Annotated in this window: 13 protein-coding genes; 1 reads left to right on the forward strand and 12 read right to left on the reverse strand. The window is 51.9% G+C overall.

What is annotated here, in order from left to right:
• Positions 1-23 precede the first annotated feature (23 nt).
• The 6 genes from ACI0FJ_RS05340 to ACI0FJ_RS05365 form a co-directional block, all read right to left on the reverse strand.
• Positions 24-566, reverse strand: coding sequence for a hypothetical protein (locus ACI0FJ_RS05340; protein ID WP_424299998.1), 543 nt, complete (start codon positions 564-566; stop codon positions 24-26).
• 94 nt (positions 567-660) lie between these two features.
• The gene (locus tag ACI0FJ_RS05345) at positions 661-1,797 is read right to left on the reverse strand and encodes a glycosyltransferase family 4 protein (protein ID WP_424300001.1); all 1,137 of its coding nucleotides are present in this window, start codon (positions 1,795-1,797) and stop codon (positions 661-663) included.
• Between the two features lie 11 nt (positions 1,798-1,808).
• Complete coding sequence (gene asnB / locus ACI0FJ_RS05350) at positions 1,809-3,719, reverse strand: asparagine synthase (glutamine-hydrolyzing) (RefSeq protein WP_424300004.1); 1,911 nt, start codon at positions 3,717-3,719, stop codon at positions 1,809-1,811.
• Positions 3,707-4,813 (reverse strand): glycosyltransferase family 2 protein, encoded by a 1,107-nt coding sequence (locus ACI0FJ_RS05355; protein ID WP_424300007.1) that lies wholly within the window; start codon positions 4,811-4,813, stop codon positions 3,707-3,709. Before ACI0FJ_RS05355 ends, asnB begins: the two co-directional genes overlap by 13 nt.
• Positions 4,810-5,775, reverse strand: coding sequence for a class I SAM-dependent methyltransferase (locus tag ACI0FJ_RS05360; protein WP_424300010.1), 966 nt, complete (start codon positions 5,773-5,775; stop codon positions 4,810-4,812). Before ACI0FJ_RS05360 ends, ACI0FJ_RS05355 begins: the two co-directional genes overlap by 4 nt.
• On the reverse strand, positions 5,775-7,013 hold the full coding sequence (locus ACI0FJ_RS05365; protein WP_424300013.1) for a flippase: 1,239 nt from the start codon (positions 7,011-7,013) through the stop codon (positions 5,775-5,777). Before ACI0FJ_RS05365 ends, ACI0FJ_RS05360 begins: the two co-directional genes overlap by 1 nt.
• 273 nt (positions 7,014-7,286) lie before the next feature.
• On the opposite strand from ACI0FJ_RS05365, the gene ACI0FJ_RS05370 reads away from it, so the two are divergent.
• Positions 7,287-7,514 carry a hypothetical protein gene (locus ACI0FJ_RS05370; RefSeq protein WP_424300016.1) on the forward strand — a complete coding sequence of 76 codons (228 nt, stop codon included), beginning with the start codon at positions 7,287-7,289 and terminating at the stop codon, positions 7,512-7,514.
• Here ACI0FJ_RS05370 and ACI0FJ_RS05375 read toward each other — a convergent pair.
• The 6 genes from ACI0FJ_RS05375 to ACI0FJ_RS05400 all read right to left on the reverse strand — a co-directional run bounded on the left by ACI0FJ_RS05375 (position 7,486) and on the right by ACI0FJ_RS05400 (position 15,277).
• Positions 7,486-8,553: an NAD-dependent epimerase/dehydratase family protein gene (locus ACI0FJ_RS05375; RefSeq protein WP_424300019.1), complete on the reverse strand. Its 1,068-nt coding sequence runs from the start codon at positions 8,551-8,553 to the stop codon at positions 7,486-7,488. The two genes, ACI0FJ_RS05370 and ACI0FJ_RS05375, sit on opposite strands and share 29 nt — an antisense overlap.
• On the reverse strand, positions 8,550-9,560 hold the full coding sequence (gene galE, locus ACI0FJ_RS05380) for a UDP-glucose 4-epimerase GalE (RefSeq protein ID WP_424300022.1): 1,011 nt from the start codon (positions 9,558-9,560) through the stop codon (positions 8,550-8,552). The genes ACI0FJ_RS05375 and galE overlap by 4 nt, the downstream gene beginning before the upstream one ends.
• Complete coding sequence (locus ACI0FJ_RS05385; RefSeq protein ID WP_424300025.1) at positions 9,553-10,503, reverse strand: UDP-glucuronic acid decarboxylase family protein; 951 nt, start codon at positions 10,501-10,503, stop codon at positions 9,553-9,555. Before ACI0FJ_RS05385 ends, galE begins: the two co-directional genes overlap by 8 nt.
• A 178-nt stretch (positions 10,504-10,681) precedes the next feature.
• Positions 10,682-12,247 carry a DUF3369 domain-containing protein gene (locus ACI0FJ_RS05390; RefSeq protein ID WP_424300028.1) on the reverse strand — a complete coding sequence of 522 codons (1,566 nt, stop codon included), beginning with the start codon at positions 12,245-12,247 and terminating at the stop codon, positions 10,682-10,684.
• Positions 12,248-12,300: 53 nt separating this feature from the next.
• Positions 12,301-13,446: an ATP-binding protein gene (locus tag ACI0FJ_RS05395; protein ID WP_424300030.1), complete on the reverse strand. Its 1,146-nt coding sequence runs from the start codon at positions 13,444-13,446 to the stop codon at positions 12,301-12,303.
• Positions 13,439-15,277 (reverse strand): cache domain-containing protein, encoded by a 1,839-nt coding sequence (locus ACI0FJ_RS05400; RefSeq protein ID WP_424300033.1) that lies wholly within the window; start codon positions 15,275-15,277, stop codon positions 13,439-13,441. The genes ACI0FJ_RS05395 and ACI0FJ_RS05400 overlap by 8 nt, the downstream gene beginning before the upstream one ends.
• Between the last annotated feature and the right edge of the window lie 242 nt (positions 15,278-15,519).

Consider the following 15,519-nt stretch of genomic DNA (forward strand, 5'->3'; position numbering starts at 1 on the left):
GGAAACAATCGAAGCACAGCGGCTCAGGCCAGGCAACGCATACGTTTAAGAAGTTTGATACCGTCGTCTGTAAGAATGTAGCCCTTGGTGTATTTGACGCTCTTGCCCTTCACCTTGATGTAGATGATGTAGCCGAAATCGTAGAGCAGCTTGATAACCGCCTTGTCGTAATCTTCGACCTCGTGCTTGGGAGCGATGCCGTTAAACTTACGAATTTGTGTCATATGATACAGGTCGCGCAGAGCACGGATATGTTCCGTACCCAACTCGTCGTCGATAAATTCGGGGAACTCGGCAGACTCACCTTCCGGCTCCATTCGTAATTCCACCCCCATGCTATCAAGGTCTTCACGGGCATTTTCCGTAAGACGATAGCCCCGCATCATACGGCCACAACGCGCAATTACCGTCCCCTCTTCCACGAGATTCTGATCCTGAAGGTAGGACAGCATGTGGTCATCGTACAGCAACGCGTGTTTTTCCGGCAGCAAACCGTGGTATCTCTGGATCCCAGAAAACCTATCTATATCTTTGAGAATTTGTACATGACGAGTGGTAAGCAGCATAAAAAACTCCCGGGCCATCCAGGCCACTCCGACGTGTAACGCAAACACTACCTGTTTGCAAACTTCGTAGCCTTACAGCTATCCGGGATGGAAATTACGCCGCAACAATTTTACTGTATAAATTCTGGTAATTGGCAACGATTGCTGTGAGGGAATATTGAACCACAATACGTTCCCGAGCGGCCTGCCCCTTTGCTAGACGACCGTGTGGAGCCAAAGAAAGGAGACTGCGCAGCGCCTCGATAAGGCCAACCACATCTGCGGGAGAAATAATAAGGCCGGTTTCTCCTACAATATCACGGCAATCACCGGTATCTGTGGTAATACACGGCACACCGCAGGCCATGGCCTCGCCCAGCACATTGGGAAATCCCTCGCTGAGAGAGGTAAGGCAAAAAACGTCCAGACCGGCCATAAAGCGCTCCACCCGGCTACGACGGCCGAGAAGATGGAGTCTTGTACCAAGCACAGGATCCGCCAGGGCATCGGCAAACAATGACGTTTCGGCGTTGTCCCCCGTCACCCCGTCGCCACACATGACGAAATGAGCCTCGGGCATGTCGCGGGCAATACTTCGTGCTGCCGCAAGAAACGTAGCATGGTCTTTTACCGGATCGAACCTGGCGCAATGGCCCACCAGCACGGCGTCATCGGGCAAGTTAAGTTCCCGGCGAAATTCAACTCGGGCCTCGGCATCCGGCTTGAAGGTATTGATATCAAACCCATTGGGCAGAACCGCCCACTGGCGCGGCTTATAGCCAGCCTGCTCATGAAACTCCACGGCCTGCCGCGAATTGCTGACCACGGCCGCAGGAAATTTGGAAAGCCGGACGTTGATGCAAAGCACGGCAGACGTCATCCGATTGGTGGCAGCCAGCTCCAGATCGGCGTTGCGTATATTCCAGACGACAGGCGGGCGCCCGGACAAGAAACTAGCCAGCAAGCCCAACAGATCGGCATGGTAAAGCCATGTCTGGACCACGTCCGGCCGGAACGAACGCATCATGCCCATCAAACGCCACAATGCACCGGGGTGCGGCATGCCTCGCGATAATCCAAGGCTCTCCACCGGAATGTTTGCTGATTCGATTTCCAGAGCAACAGGCCCGGGGGCGAGCATGCTGATCACCCGATTTTCAAAACGAGTTCCATCCATGCCGGTCACCAATTTGGCCAGCATGCGCTCTGCTCCGCCCGTGTTCAGCGAGGTGATCAGATGAAGAATTTTCATGCAAAATTTCCCTACCGGCCGTTCTTCTCCAGCCAAGACTGAAACATGAGGATATCCCACAGGCAGTAATACCAATTGCCCTGTCCCCCCAGGTAATCCTTCCAAATACGCCTTACCAGCCCAGCATCCAGCCAGCCCTGACTGTGTACCGTGGACTCGTCCAAAAGGGCCTCGGCCCAATCACGCAGTTCGTTGCGCAACCAATGTTCTATGGGAACGGCAAATCCCATTTTTGGACGGTCCATCAGCTCGTCCGGCACATGGCGTGAAAGGACTTGGCGCAAAAGCCACTTGCCCTGCCCGTTGCGAACCTTCAAATGCACGGGCAACGCGGCGGCAAATTCCACCACGCGGTGGTCAAGAATCGGCACCCTGGCCTCAAGACTTACGGACATGCTGGCCCGATCAACTTTGGTCAGAATATCATCGGGCAAATAGGTTTCAATGTCCCAAAGCTGCAGAATGCGAAAGATATCCTCGTCCTGTTTGTCTGGATGTTCTCCGCCTTGCAGGATGCAGCCGTCGTCCCCATGCAGAACAAGCGAATCGGGATGTTTGAAATGGGACACAAGAAACAGATACAGTTCACGAATATCCCGCGCGCTCAGCAGGTCAAGACGCCAACGGATACGGGGTCCCTTGGGACCTAACAGACGGTAGACGCTCTCCGGCAGCAACTTGCCACATCCGGCTGCAAACTGCCGCGCAAAACGGGGAATTCGCAGTAGCCTCAAAAGACGCTGCGTCCAAAAATAACGGTCATACCCGGCAAACAGCTCATCCCCTCCGTCGCCGGACAGACTTACCGTAACGTGCTGCCGAGCCAGCCGACTGACCACGGTTGTTGGAATCTGGGAGGCATCGGCAAAGGGCTCGTCCCAGAAATGGGCGATGTCCGGAACGACTTCCAACAAATCTCCAGGCGTAACGTACAATTCAGTATGCTCGGTACCAAGGTAAGCAGCCACGGCCTTGGCATGGGCAGCCTCATTGTACCGGGGATCGTCAAAACCGATGGAAAAAGTCTTCACAGGACGGTTGCCTGCGGCCTGCATCAAGGCCACGACCGTACTGGAATCGATGCCCCCGGACAAAAAAGCACCCAAGGGAACATCGGCAATCATACGCCTCCGAACAGCGTCGTCCAAAAAAAATTCGAGCCGTTCAATGGCCTCTTCATCTCTGCCAGAAAACAAATTACTGCCGCACGGTTCCCATATCTGACGCGCCGACCAGTATGTCTCTGACTTCGGCTCATTTTTCTCCCCATCAGCAGAGATGGTAAGAATACAGCCAGGTTCGAGTTTGTGGATATCCGCATAAATGCTGTGTGGGGAAGGAACATAATTGTGCCGGAAATAAAGGCTCAAAGCATGACGATCCAGGTCGGGCTGGAAATCAGGATGCGCGCGCAGGCTTTTAAGCTCCGAGCCAAAGAGAAATGTTCGTCCCTGCCATCCATAATAGAGCGGCTTGATGCCCAGCCGATCCCGCCCCAAGGTAAGGTAGCGCTCTTTTCTATCCCACAGCGCAAAGGCAAACATGCCGATACAACGCTCTACTGCGGGGCGTACGCCCCATTGTGCCATGGCGGCAAGAAGGACTTCGGTATCTGAACCACCCTTGAAAGCATGCCCCAATGCAACGAGTTCGGCACGCAGTTCTTTAAAATTGTAGACCTCGCCGTTGTAGACAAGCACATAACGACCGCAAGCCGAAAACATGGGTTGATGCCCCAACGGCGAGAGATCGAGAATGGAAAGCCGCCGCTGCCCCAATGCTACACCGGCTTCCGGATCGGACCAAACGCCCGAATCGTCCGGCCCCCTGTGCAGCAGGGTATCGACCATGGCGCTAACAGTTGCTTCGAGGTTTCCGTGCGTTCCGCTGGAGAGAGTAAAAAATCCGGTTATTCCGCACATGAATCACGCCTATAGGGTTTGCGTCCGCGTAGAACGGCTGAAACAGCTGCAGAAGTTTTTCCCACAAAACGGCGACAGAAATGTTTAGCCCGGTACAAAGCAACAAAAGCGGAGGTTCCCAGATATTCATGGACCCACCAGCGCAACCGATAATTGCTTGGCCCCATAACTCCAATTCCCCATTGCTTTTTTAAGGCAAACGCCGCCTTCCGGCGCCTCTTCAATTCAGCAGGGCTTACACTTCCTTCCGCTCCTGCCAAAAGCAAGGACGTCAGGTAGCCCAAAATCTTCTCCTCCACCTGATCGCGCTCCCAGGCCTGAAGCTCGGTCTCCTCAAAGACCTTCAAACGTCGCGCCTCAGCTACGGGAAGTTCAACACTTTGCAGATTGGCCTGAAAATCCTCCCAATCCGCAGACCGGCTGGCGTTGTGATCGTGCTGTCGCCAATGACCGCAAATTCCGGGGAGTAACGCAACATCCCCTTGCAGAACAAGGCGCAGCAAAGATTCCCAGTCGGAGCTAAGAATATCGCAGCGATAAAAATCCAAATCCAAGGCCAGGGAACGCCGATAAATGGCCCCCAGATGTGGGATAGCAAGATGCCCCCATTCCAGGAAAACCTGCTTCCCATCAAGAAGCCGCTCCTCACCCGCCAGAGGGCGTGGGACGAGGTAGTCTGCATACGCCAGGGCGTCACCCATCCCTACCAACACCAGGTTTGGTTGCCGGGAAATCACGGAAGCCGCTTTCTTCAAAAAATCACGGTCCACATAATAATCGTCGCCATCGCAAACCATTACCCACTCACCATGTGCATGTGACAGTGCATTCCGGTAGTTGGCGGTTCGTCCAAGATTTGTTTCGTTGCGGACATACGTAAGGCGGGAATCCCGGATGGAACCAATGACAGATTGTGCGGCTGGAGCATCACCGTTGCCCACTTCCGTGGAAGCATCGTCCACCACGATGACCTCAAAGTCGTCAAAATCCATGGACAATGCGCTGACAACGGCCTGCCCGATTGTTGCCCCCTGATTATAGGTAGGGATCAGGATAGAAAATCGGGGAGCCTTATTCTCTTTGTAATTACTCATTTTTTCCTGGCCCATACAGTGATGCGCCCTGTCTGCCCAAAAGCTGCGAAAAGCCAACCCAAAGGGTAAAGAGCATAGCTTGCGAGTGGGGATCTCGCCGCCTTCCTGCATGCCTGGGCAAGACGGGGGCATTGGCGACGATCATCCAAAACATACGCCACAGTTTCGAAAATAGATCCCATGAATCGCTGGTGAAGTACCTTGTGGACCTGGAAATCAGCCCTTTCCAACATATTTTGCAGGCTATTTATATCAAAATGCTGCAAATGGGTCGGCAACTGGCGGTTAAACCAGGCATCCCCTGCCCACCATGCCGTCCGCACACGCTCGTTGGGGACCGAAAGCACCAGCCAGCCATTGTTATCCAGCCAAGAATAAATTTTCCGCAGACTGCCAAGAGGATCGTACAAATGCTCGAGAACCATCCAGCCGACAACAATGTCTGGCGTCACATCCGGCCGCTCAAAATCCTCCAAACTGGAACAATGGACGGCATATCCCTCCTCGCACAACCTTTGCACTGGATCCGGGGCAAAATCGAGCCCTTCGACCTGCCATCCGGCTTCGGCCATTTTTCGAAGGAAACCTCCGCCACCGCAACCAACCTCAAACAATCGCCCTGGCTTCACAGGTGGAATCCGCTCGGTATTAAACTCTACTAATTGAGACAACGCCTTGTGAAGGAAAGAACCGTTCTGCCCAGTACCACTTCCATTTGTAGGATATTGATATGGACCATAATTGAAAGGATAGTAATATCCGATGGTTTCTCTTGTGGGTCGGGGGTCCGTGCGCATCAACCCACAGGTATTGCAGCGCACAATATCGAATATCCCCGGAAGATCATGCAATCTATCCCTGCCACGCAACACATGGCTTTCCCCAGGCGGACATCCCATAGGGCAAACACAATGCTCCAGGTCAACCTCGGGAGGCGTATTCCTAACGATATCATCCCTCATTATCCATTCCTTGCTTTTCCTTTGCGCATCCCACGCACAAAAAAAGGCAAAGCACACAGGGCAACTGTTGTATCTGCCGCCATTGTCGCCCAGGCTGCTCCCTCCAGCTCATAGCGAGGAATAAGCAGTACATTCAAGATAACATTAACGCACGCTCCGGCCAAAGCAGCGAAGAAAAAATATCGCTCGCAACGCCATACTTGCAGCGGAAATGAAAAAGCCTTCGCGCAATGGTTGGCAAACATGGACAGAGCCAGAATTCCCAAAGGAGCAGCTGCAGGGGCATATTGTACCCCGAAGACCAAATCGACAATCCAGTGCCTGACAGGAAAAATGCACAAGGCAATTCCAGCCCCAACCACAGCCATTCCAGCCACCCAGAGCAGAATGTCCCGTCTTTCAAACCGAGAGATACGAGGACTCATCACGCCCCACAACAACGAAGAAGGAACGATGAGTACCAAAATAATCTTATAGGCTGCATCGTACCATCCCAGATACTTACCCGGCAGCAAATACCCTATCATGACCTTGTCCATATTCAGATAGATCATAGCCATGAAGGAAGACAGCATAAGCCACACGCCGGACCGTAAATATACTCGAATCTGTGCAAAATCAAAATACCGAAGATTTATCCTTTGCAGAAGAGGATACCACAGCACAGCCAAAGGAATGATGTTAGCGCCCACTTGGAGTGCTGTAAATTCGACAACCTGGCCAGGTCTTCGGATTATCAAAAAGATCAGGCCGCAGTACAAAATACTATGTACAATACGGCTCATACCTACAATTTTAAAATTCTCGTTCCCAATGTAATACCACTCCTGCATAACCGGAGTGAGGAGCATGTATCCACCGAAGACAAGGACAACAGTATTGGATATATGATCACGCGGAAAGAGATATAGAAAAAAGAACATCATAGAATATGCGATAGAGAAAAGAACAAGCCGCAGTATGGTGATATTAGTCAATACTGAGATGGCTCTGCTCTTATCCTTGGCAATATCACGCAGGCCGAGTGTTTCCAGGCCCATGGACGCGATCAGCATGAAATAGGAAACAAAAGCCTGAGCGAATCCGACCTTGCCGTATTCTTCAGGGCCCAGAGTTCTCGCCACATGCATGACCACGAAGAAGGACATGAGGTACGATACCATGGTCGCCCCGGTCAGCACGGAAAAATTGCGGACCAAAGGACTCTGCGCAAGACGTTGCAGTGTCGGTTTAATCATAAAAAATCTGCCGCCCGGCAGTATCAGTACAGTCTGTATCAGTACAGAGGGAAAATTCATCTATCAGACAGTATTGCCAGTTGTCCATTCCGCAGGCTGGAATACATTAAGTAGGACCGTGCGCAACCGAGCAGCAGCAGTGATGGTTTATCTTGCCGAAAAAAAAGGCTACCTAAGGCGACGAATCGGAAAGACAGCCCGGAAGACGTTGCCGCAAAATCCGACAGCCTTCCGGGGGACATCCACAGAACCGCATGCGGAGAGACTTCCCATATGACCGAATTCATAAGAAAACTCGTGGTCCTGATCGGCATTCTGCTGGGATTGCCCTTCTGGGCCTACGGCGTGGTCGGCGTAATCCGCCATTTTCACATAGACTATCTTCTGAGCCGCTATCTGAGCCTTTCCATCAGCTCGAACTTGCTCAAATCCATCATTCTCATCGCCATAGGTACACTTTTGGCTTTTGCCATCAAAGTCCTGGCGGACAGACTGCGCTGACATTTTCGGGGCCGGTGTATTCTTCAAGCCGGTCCCGATAATAATCCAAAGTACGCCGCAAGCCCTCTTCCAGGGACACTTGCGGTTCCCATTCCAAGGTCTCCCGGATAAGTTTGTCGTCGCAGTAGTAATCGCCGATATCTATTTTTTTGCGATCTTCAGGGAATTGGCAAATACGGTATTCGCCCCCGCCATACGCGGAGTTTGCGGCGACCAAAGCATCGGCAAGCTCCTTGAGACTGACCACCTTGTCTCCGCCCAGATTGAAAATTTTTCCCCAGGCCTTTTCGTTGACAGCAGACAGCAACATGGCTTCCACGCAATCGTCCACATAGGTGAAGTCCCGCAACTGTTCTCCGCCCCAAACCTCGAAAGGCTTCCCTTCCAAGAGCAGACGGACCCACACGCCGACAAAAGTTTGCCTTGCGTCGCGGATGCGCATGCGCGGACCAATTGTATTGGTCAGACGCAGGGCGCTGGCCCGCACTCCGTACACGTTGTTGTACAGAATATGGTACCACTCCCCGGCCATCTTGTTGATTCCATTCACATCAACGGGCTGCACCAAATGCCGCTCGTCCACCGGAAGGTATTCGGGCCTTCCATATATTTGGCGGGTGGATGCAAAAACCACCACAACGTCACGATTGAAATGACGACAGGATTCCAATATCGCCAATTGCGCCCGGCTATTGATCTCCAGGTCGGTGAAAGGATCGGCCATGGAATCCATATGGCTGGTTTGTCCCGCCAGGTTGAACAAATAATCCTGTCCCTGGATGAGGTTTTTCATGCTGTGCTGGTCGCGCACATCCGAAATGTTTACCCGGACTTTGTCGGCAAAGCCATCCAGGTTGTGCATATTCCCCCCGTACTGGGGAATAAGGCTGTCCACCAGTGTCACTTCGGCACCGAGGTTGACGAGCCTTCGGGCCAGGTTGGCACCGATAAATCCGATGCCCCCGGTGACGAGCACCTTTTTGCCCTGAAATCGGCCATTATAGTCAGAAGCCGTTGATTGCAGTGAGGAGTTACTCAAGAGGTCTGATCCTTGTTGCTGTCTTTGCGGTGCCAGTCCCAGGCAGTCTTTACAATCTGCTCCAAGTCTGCATAGCGAGGGGTCCATCCCAGAACTTTCCGCACCTTGTCGGAAGATGCCACCAACCTCGAAGGATCTCCGGCACGCCGCTCTCCCGTAGCAACGGGGATGTCGATGCCAGTAACCTTTTTGGCGGTTTCAATGACCTCACGAACGGAAAAGCCCTGGCCGTTACCAAGGTTGAAGACATGGGCGTTCCCCTTTCCGGACTGGTCATCCAGGTATTCCAGGGCCAGCACATGGGCATCGGCCAGGTCGGCTACATGTACGTAGTCGCGAACACATGTGCCGTCCGGAGTATCGTAATCGGAACCGAAAACCGTAATATTCTTGCGCAGCCCCATTGCCGCTTGCAGGACCAAAGGAATAAGATGCGTTTCCGGATCGTGCCGCTCTCCGGTTTCTTCGTCCGGGTCGGCTCCTGCCGCATTGAAATACCTCAAAGCCGCGCTTTTAAGCCCATATGCCCGTCCGAAATCATCTATGATCCGCTCCACCATGAACTTGGTCCAACCATATGGATTGATGGGCCATTGTGGATGCTCTTCTGGAATAGGCATGACCTTCGGCTCACCATAGACAGCTGCAGAAGAGGAAAAAATAAATCTGTCCACCCCGTACTCATGCATGGTCCGCAAGAGGTTCAGCGTACAGGTCACATTGTTATTGTAATACTTGTCCGGCTCGGCAACCGACTCGCCCACAAATGTATACGCGGCAAAATGCATGACCGCACTGATGGGATACCGGGAAAAAGCCAGACGCACCTGCTCAGGATCTCCCAGATCACCAAGAATAAAATCGCCCCAACGCACCAGGTCCGTATGCCCGTATTGCAGGTTGTCGAAAACCACCGGAACGTAGCCTCGACGGGAAAGTTCCTTGCAGACATGGCTGCCTATGTATCCGGCCCCGCCTGCCACAAGGACGTGTTGAGGGCTATACATCGGCAAACAACTCCTTAAAATATGCGACGGTTTTTTCCAACCCCTCACGCAGGGGAATACCCGGTTCCCAGCCGAGTTCACGCTTGGCCAGAGCAATATCCGGCTTGCGCCGCGGAGGATCGTCGTGCGGAAGTTCCTTGAATACAAGTTCGGATGGCGTATCCAGCAAATCCAAAACCCCCTCGGCCAGTTCCTTGATGGTCAATTCCGTTGGATTCCCCATATTTACCGGGCCGATGAATTCATCCCGCGAATCCATAAGACGCATCAGCCCTTCAACCAGGTCATCCACAAAACAAAACGAGCGGGTCTGGGAGCCGTCGCCATAAATGGTAATGGGCTCGCCGCGCAAAGCTTGCACAATAAAGTTGGAAACGACACGCCCGTCGTTGGGATGCATACGTGGGCCGTAGGTATTGAAAATACGAGCGACTTTGACCCGCAAACCGTGCTGACGATTATAGTCGTAGAACAAGGTTTCAGCGCACCGCTTCCCCTCGTCGTAACAGGACCGAATGCCGCACGGATTCACGTTGCCCCAATAGGATTCCGGCTGGGGATGTACCTCGGGCGAGCCATAGACTTCGGAGGTCGAAGCCTGAAGAATCTTGGCTTTCACACGCTTGGCCAGCCCAAGCATATTGATTGCTCCGTGCACGGAAGTCTTTGTGGTCTGAACCGGATCGCGCTGGTAGTGGATGGGGGCTGCGGGACAGGCCAGATTGTATATCTCGTCCACTTCCACATACAAGGGGAAGGTGATGTCGTGCCGTACCAACTCGAATCTCGAATTACCGAGAAGATGGGCCACATTGGACCGCGCGCTAGTGTAGAAATTGTCCACACAAAGAACTTCACAGCCACGTTCCAACAGACGCTCGCAAAGATGAGAGCCGATAAACCCAGCTCCCCCCGTAACCAAGACACGTTTATGAAGAAGCATATCTTTCCTTGAGTAAATTCAAAGCCGACAGCAACAGGAGTAATTTGCTGAAAAACTACAAACCCGACGGAGTGTAACTCAATCGGGAGTGGGGGAAAAGCCGTGAAAAACACATGTCCCCGCCGATACTGCGGGGCACTTGCACCAGACTTCCGCCCCCGTGGGGCTGGGGAAAATATCAATCCGCGTGCCGTTCGCGGATTTCAAGAATTTCGTCAAGATTTTCAAAAAAAAGATCAACAAGTCTGGGATCAAACAGTCCGCCCTTCTCCTGTCGCAGGTAATCCAATATCTTGTCCATTTCCCAGGCTTTCTTGTACACTCGGTTGGCCCCTAAGGCATCGAACACGTCGGTCAGACAGATGATGCGCCCGCTGATGCTGATGTCCTCTCCCGCCAATCCTCGCGGGTAACCTCCGCCGTCCCAGCGTTCATGGTGTTCATAGGCAATTTCGGCTGCCGCTCGCATGATGGGACGCTCTGACTGCCCCAAAATACGGTAGCCGATAACCGTATGCTCCTTCATGATGGCCCATTCTTCAGGTGTCAGTTTCCCCGGTTTGAGGAGAATACTGTCGGGTATGCCGACCTTGCCGACATCATGCAACGGAGCTGCCGAATAGATGGTCATGGCATCTTCTTCGGAAAGACCTAATTTGCGTGCCAGCAGCAAGGCGTATTCCGCCACCCGGCTGACATGATTTGCCGTCTCTTTGGAGCGTGTTTCAACCACCGCCCCAAGCCTGTTGACCACCTCCCGCTGGGTCTCCATAATTTCCTGCGTCAGATGAGCATTGTCAAAGGCAATCCCGACATTGGAAGAAAAAATTCTCAGCAATCTTTCGTCTAATTCCTTGGCAAGTTGCTGATATCCTTCCATATAGAGAACATTCACATACCCCAGTTTTGTCGGATAATACCCAACAAAAACACCATCTTCATGCAAGCAATCGCCGCACTCGGCCGCATCACGTATACGCTCGTGAATACTCGCGTCTAGGGGCTTGCACTTACTGGCATCCTCATCAAGGCACTCGGCGAACTTACCGGTTGCGGCAATAATCTCCAGATTTTTGTCAACCTGAACCGCCGCGAATCCGGCTGTTTTCAGATAAATTGAGTCCACCCCCACCCCGCACAACGAAGACAACTGTGTCAGCACGCCGGATGCAAGTTTCCGTAACGAATGGATCTTGAACAGATCGCCGGAGGCATTGATGATGGTTTCCAGCCCCTGCCTGTTCCTTTCGATGACCCGCATGTCCCGATACGACCGCAAGGCGGTAAAAACAGATGAATACAGTTTTTGGGCCGTAAGCTCCGACTTTTCCTTATAATCGTTGATGTCGTAATTATGGATGACCGAACGTTCTGGTGCCTGTCCGGGCTGCCCTGTCCGCAATATGATACGCACAAAGGGGTTATTCAGTTCGCCGCGTATTTTTTCCGCCAACTCCAGCCCGGCAATATTGCTCTCCATGACCACATCCAGAAGCACTACTGCAATATCATCATTATTTTTAAAGATATCCAGTGCTTCCTTCCCCGTGTAGGCACTCAAAAATTCAAGAGAACCTCCCTCGAACTCCATGTCGGCAAGCACCATACGAGTGGTCGAGTGAACACTTTCTTCATCATCAACAACCAGTACTTTCCATTGCGGTACCACCCGCCGAGGGCTTTCCCCGTCTTCAGCGGCAAAAATAAGCTCATCCTGCGAAGTCTCTTTAATGTCCTGATTCATTCAGTGAGTCCTCATATCGCACATTGCAGCAAACACTCTTCAAAACAATGGCGCTAGATCAACGGGATGTGTACCTGCGCCGTAGTCCCTTTGCCCGGCACACTGGATATTTCCAGCTCCCATCGATGCTCCCTGACAAGCCGATCGACAACGGCCAACCCCATTCCGACCCCACGAACCTTGGTGGTGTAAAAAGGATCGAAAATAAAAGACTGGACGCCCTCTTTCATCCCGTCCCCCTTATCAATAAAACTCAGCGAGCAACATTTTCCGTCTGACTTCAGCTTCAGCAAGACAGGACCATCCTGCTCACGGCTGAAATCAAATGCATTACTCCCCAACTCAACAAAACAACGCTGAGCCAACGTACCATCCATAACCGCCTCAAAGCCCTCCACCTGTGCTTCCTTGTGGAGCTCCAACGTCCGGTCCGGATATCGCTGCCTCAATTCCGCAACACACTGCTCAACAACCGGCCACAGAGGCAGACGACGCATTTTGGGAGCAGGCAAAGAAGCATACGAGGAAACCGCCAGCACTATTCCTTCCAAAATCCTGGATTCTTCAATCACCGGCCCCAGATATTCATCCACTTTGCATTCATGGCTTCGCCCCTTTTTCATGGCCAGATTGGTAAATCCGGAAATGGAAATAAGCCGGTTACGCACCTGATGCGCCACGGAAAGCGCCATATTTTCCAAGGCCTTTCGATTTTCCTCGATAATACGAATATCCCTGTAGGAACGAAGTGCCGTAATAACAGAAGTATAAAGTTTTGTGGAAGAAAGTTCGGCCTTCTGCTTGTAATCGTTGATATCAAGTTCGGTAATTACCTTGCGCTCCGGAGCCTGTCCCGGTTGCCCGGTCCTGAGGATGATACGCACCCGGCTATTTGCCAAATCTTCACGTATGAAGCGGGCGACCTCGAGTCCCTCGTGCATGGACTCCATGACAACATCAAGAAGAACCACGCAGATGTCGTCGTGCAGTCCCATCATTTCCCGGGCCTCACTGCCAGAATAAGCGTTGAGAAATTCCAGGCCCCGCCCTTCGAAAGTAACCTCATCCAAGACCAGTTTCGTCACGGAATGCACATCGACTTCATCATCCACTATCAGAATCTTCCATGGTCTGACCGCAGAAAAACCATCCTCGGGCCCTTCTTCGGCAAAAAGAAGATCTTCGCCACCATCAACCATGGTTTACTCCGTTGGCGCCCAGGTCGGCAGGAACGCGTATGGTAAAAACCGCTCCTTTTTCCGGCTGGCTTTCACAATAAATTGTCCCGCCGAGCTTTTGATGGATAAGGTTATATACTATGTGCATGCCCAGCCCAGAACCGCCCTGGCCCCTGCGCGTGGTAAAAAATGGTTCGAAAATTTTCGTTCGCTGTTCTTCGGTCATTCCATGCCCATTGTCAGCGAAAACAATGACAACATCTTTGTCCTGTTTGGAAACGGAAATGCTTATTTCCCCACTCTCTATGCCGTCAAAGCCATGCAAAAGCGAATTTACCAACAGGTTGGCAATCACCTGCGTAAGTGCGCCTGGGTAGCTCATCATTTTGATTCCGCTATCGCCTGACAGGACAACATGATGGTTGGTGCGCTTGTACTTGGGACGAAGACTGGTCAGGACCTCCTCGAGATAGTCCTTTACATCGAATTCTCGCAGAGCCTCAGAGGTCTGATCCACAGCCACCTGTTTGAAACTCTGGATAAGCTGCGCTGCCCGCCGCAAATTGAACATGGACGAGTTGACCGCCTCCCGGGCCGTATGAAGAAATTTGTCCAGGTCGGACCGCTTCATGGTATTGGTGGAATATGCCTTTTCCAGCCAATCCATCTTTTCCTCCAAAAAGGAAATGGAAGTCACTCCAAGGCCGAGTGGCGTGTTGATCTCATGCGCAACTCCAGCCACAAGCCCCCCCAAGGAAGCCATTTTTTCCGCTTCCACAAGCTGACCCTGCGCCTTTTGTAGCGTTTCCAGGGAATCCCGCAGCTGTTTTGTCCTGCCCTGCACTCTCTCTTCAAGCTCCTGGTTCAGTCTCTTCAACTCGGCCTGGGCCGTCTTAAGTTCTGTAATATCGCTGCCCTCAGCAAGAATATTGACAATGTGCCCCAAGCTGTCGCGCACCGGCTTTATGGAAATGGCAAACTGCCTAACAGATCCGTCTCTGTCAGACATTTCTGTGTCAAAACGAGCTGTCTCTCCCTTGGCGGCTTTGGCAACCGCCGATTTGAGAAAATCCTTTGAAATGTTGCTGTTCTGCCACCACGGCGAATCCGAAAGCGACCTATTGGAGACGTCTTCAAGCTCCACCCCGACAAAATCCAATGCTGGCTTGTTTACTGAAAGCAAATTTCCATGAAGGTCCAGATAGCCAATAAAATGAAAGGTCTGATCAAAAATCGAACGCAGCCTGGCCTCGCTGTCCCGAATGCGACGTCCGGCCATGACGCCCTGGAATACGGTCAGCACTGCCATAAGAAAAAAAATCAAAAAGATCAGAGATGTTATCCCCATAATCTTTTGTACGTGTTTCTGTACAAGGGCTTCAACATCTCCAACATACATCCCTGTTCCAATTATCCACTTCCAGGGCACAAAACGCTTAACAAAAGAAAGCTTGTATTCAATACGGCTCGAATCGCTTCCTTTTTGCCAATAATAATCGACAAATGCGCTTCCGTTGTCTTCCGTGGATGTAATAAAATCCGCAAAAATCAAATTCCCCTTATAATCTCGCATGTTGATCTGATTTGTCCCGACCAGGTCCAGCCGAAAGGGATGCATCAAAATCAGGCCGTCATAATCCTGAACCCAATAATAATCCTCTCCTGTCGGGCCGTACCGAAAAGCCTGAAGTTCCTTCAATGCCAACTGCTGAGCTTCCTGCCTCGTCAGCAATCCCTCTTCTTCCTGCGAGAAATAAAACATCAACACGTGTTCGCCCACAATAGTCAGGTCGCGAACGGCCTGTTTGCGCTGGACAAAAAGGCTGTCACGAAAGGCAGGCAGATAAACCAAAAATATGGCTGCCAAAAAAAGTAAAAGCGTAACGCTTATGGGCAAAGCCACCCGTAACCAAAGCGGGGGGCCCCCTTCTCCCGGCTGGTGAGGACGTCCTAAATGTTGAAAAAGTGATCTCATGCCCTCTCCTGTTCTTTCAACAGCAAAATTGAACTCAACAGTAGCTTGACGACCATTTTGGAGCAAGCTCAATAAGATATTTAGTTGAAAATTCGGCTTATAATTTTACAACACGTTGC

Source organism: Desulfovibrio sp. 7SRBS1 (assembly GCF_049723905.1).
Lineage (GTDB): Bacteria > Desulfobacterota > Desulfovibrionia > Desulfovibrionales > Desulfovibrionaceae.

What these genes read in the sequence shown, in the direction of transcription:
- ACI0FJ_RS05340 (WP_424299998.1), bottom strand. Translation starts at nt 566, where the DNA reads ATGCTGCTTACCACTCGTCATGTACAAATTCTCAAAGATATAGATAGG.
- ACI0FJ_RS05345 (WP_424300001.1), bottom strand. Translation starts at nt 1,797, where the DNA reads ATGAAAATTCTTCATCTGATCACCTCGCTGAACACGGGCGGAGCAGAG.
- asnB (WP_424300004.1), bottom strand. Translation starts at nt 3,719, where the DNA reads ATGTGCGGAATAACCGGATTTTTTACTCTCTCCAGCGGAACGCACGGA.
- ACI0FJ_RS05355 (WP_424300007.1), bottom strand. Translation starts at nt 4,813, where the DNA reads ATGAGTAATTACAAAGAGAATAAGGCTCCCCGATTTTCTATCCTGATC.
- ACI0FJ_RS05360 (WP_424300010.1), bottom strand. Translation starts at nt 5,775, where the DNA reads ATGAGGGATGATATCGTTAGGAATACGCCTCCCGAGGTTGACCTGGAG.
- ACI0FJ_RS05365 (WP_424300013.1), bottom strand. Translation starts at nt 7,013, where the DNA reads ATGATTAAACCGACACTGCAACGTCTTGCGCAGAGTCCTTTGGTCCGC.
- ACI0FJ_RS05370 (WP_424300016.1), top strand. Translation starts at nt 7,287, where the DNA reads ATGACCGAATTCATAAGAAAACTCGTGGTCCTGATCGGCATTCTGCTG.
- galE (WP_424300022.1), bottom strand. Translation starts at nt 9,560, where the DNA reads ATGTATAGCCCTCAACACGTCCTTGTGGCAGGCGGGGCCGGATACATA.
- ACI0FJ_RS05385 (WP_424300025.1), bottom strand. Translation starts at nt 10,503, where the DNA reads ATGCTTCTTCATAAACGTGTCTTGGTTACGGGGGGAGCTGGGTTTATC.
- ACI0FJ_RS05390 (WP_424300028.1), bottom strand. Translation starts at nt 12,247, where the DNA reads ATGAATCAGGACATTAAAGAGACTTCGCAGGATGAGCTTATTTTTGCC.
- ACI0FJ_RS05395 (WP_424300030.1), bottom strand. Translation starts at nt 13,446, where the DNA reads ATGGTTGATGGTGGCGAAGATCTTCTTTTTGCCGAAGAAGGGCCCGAG.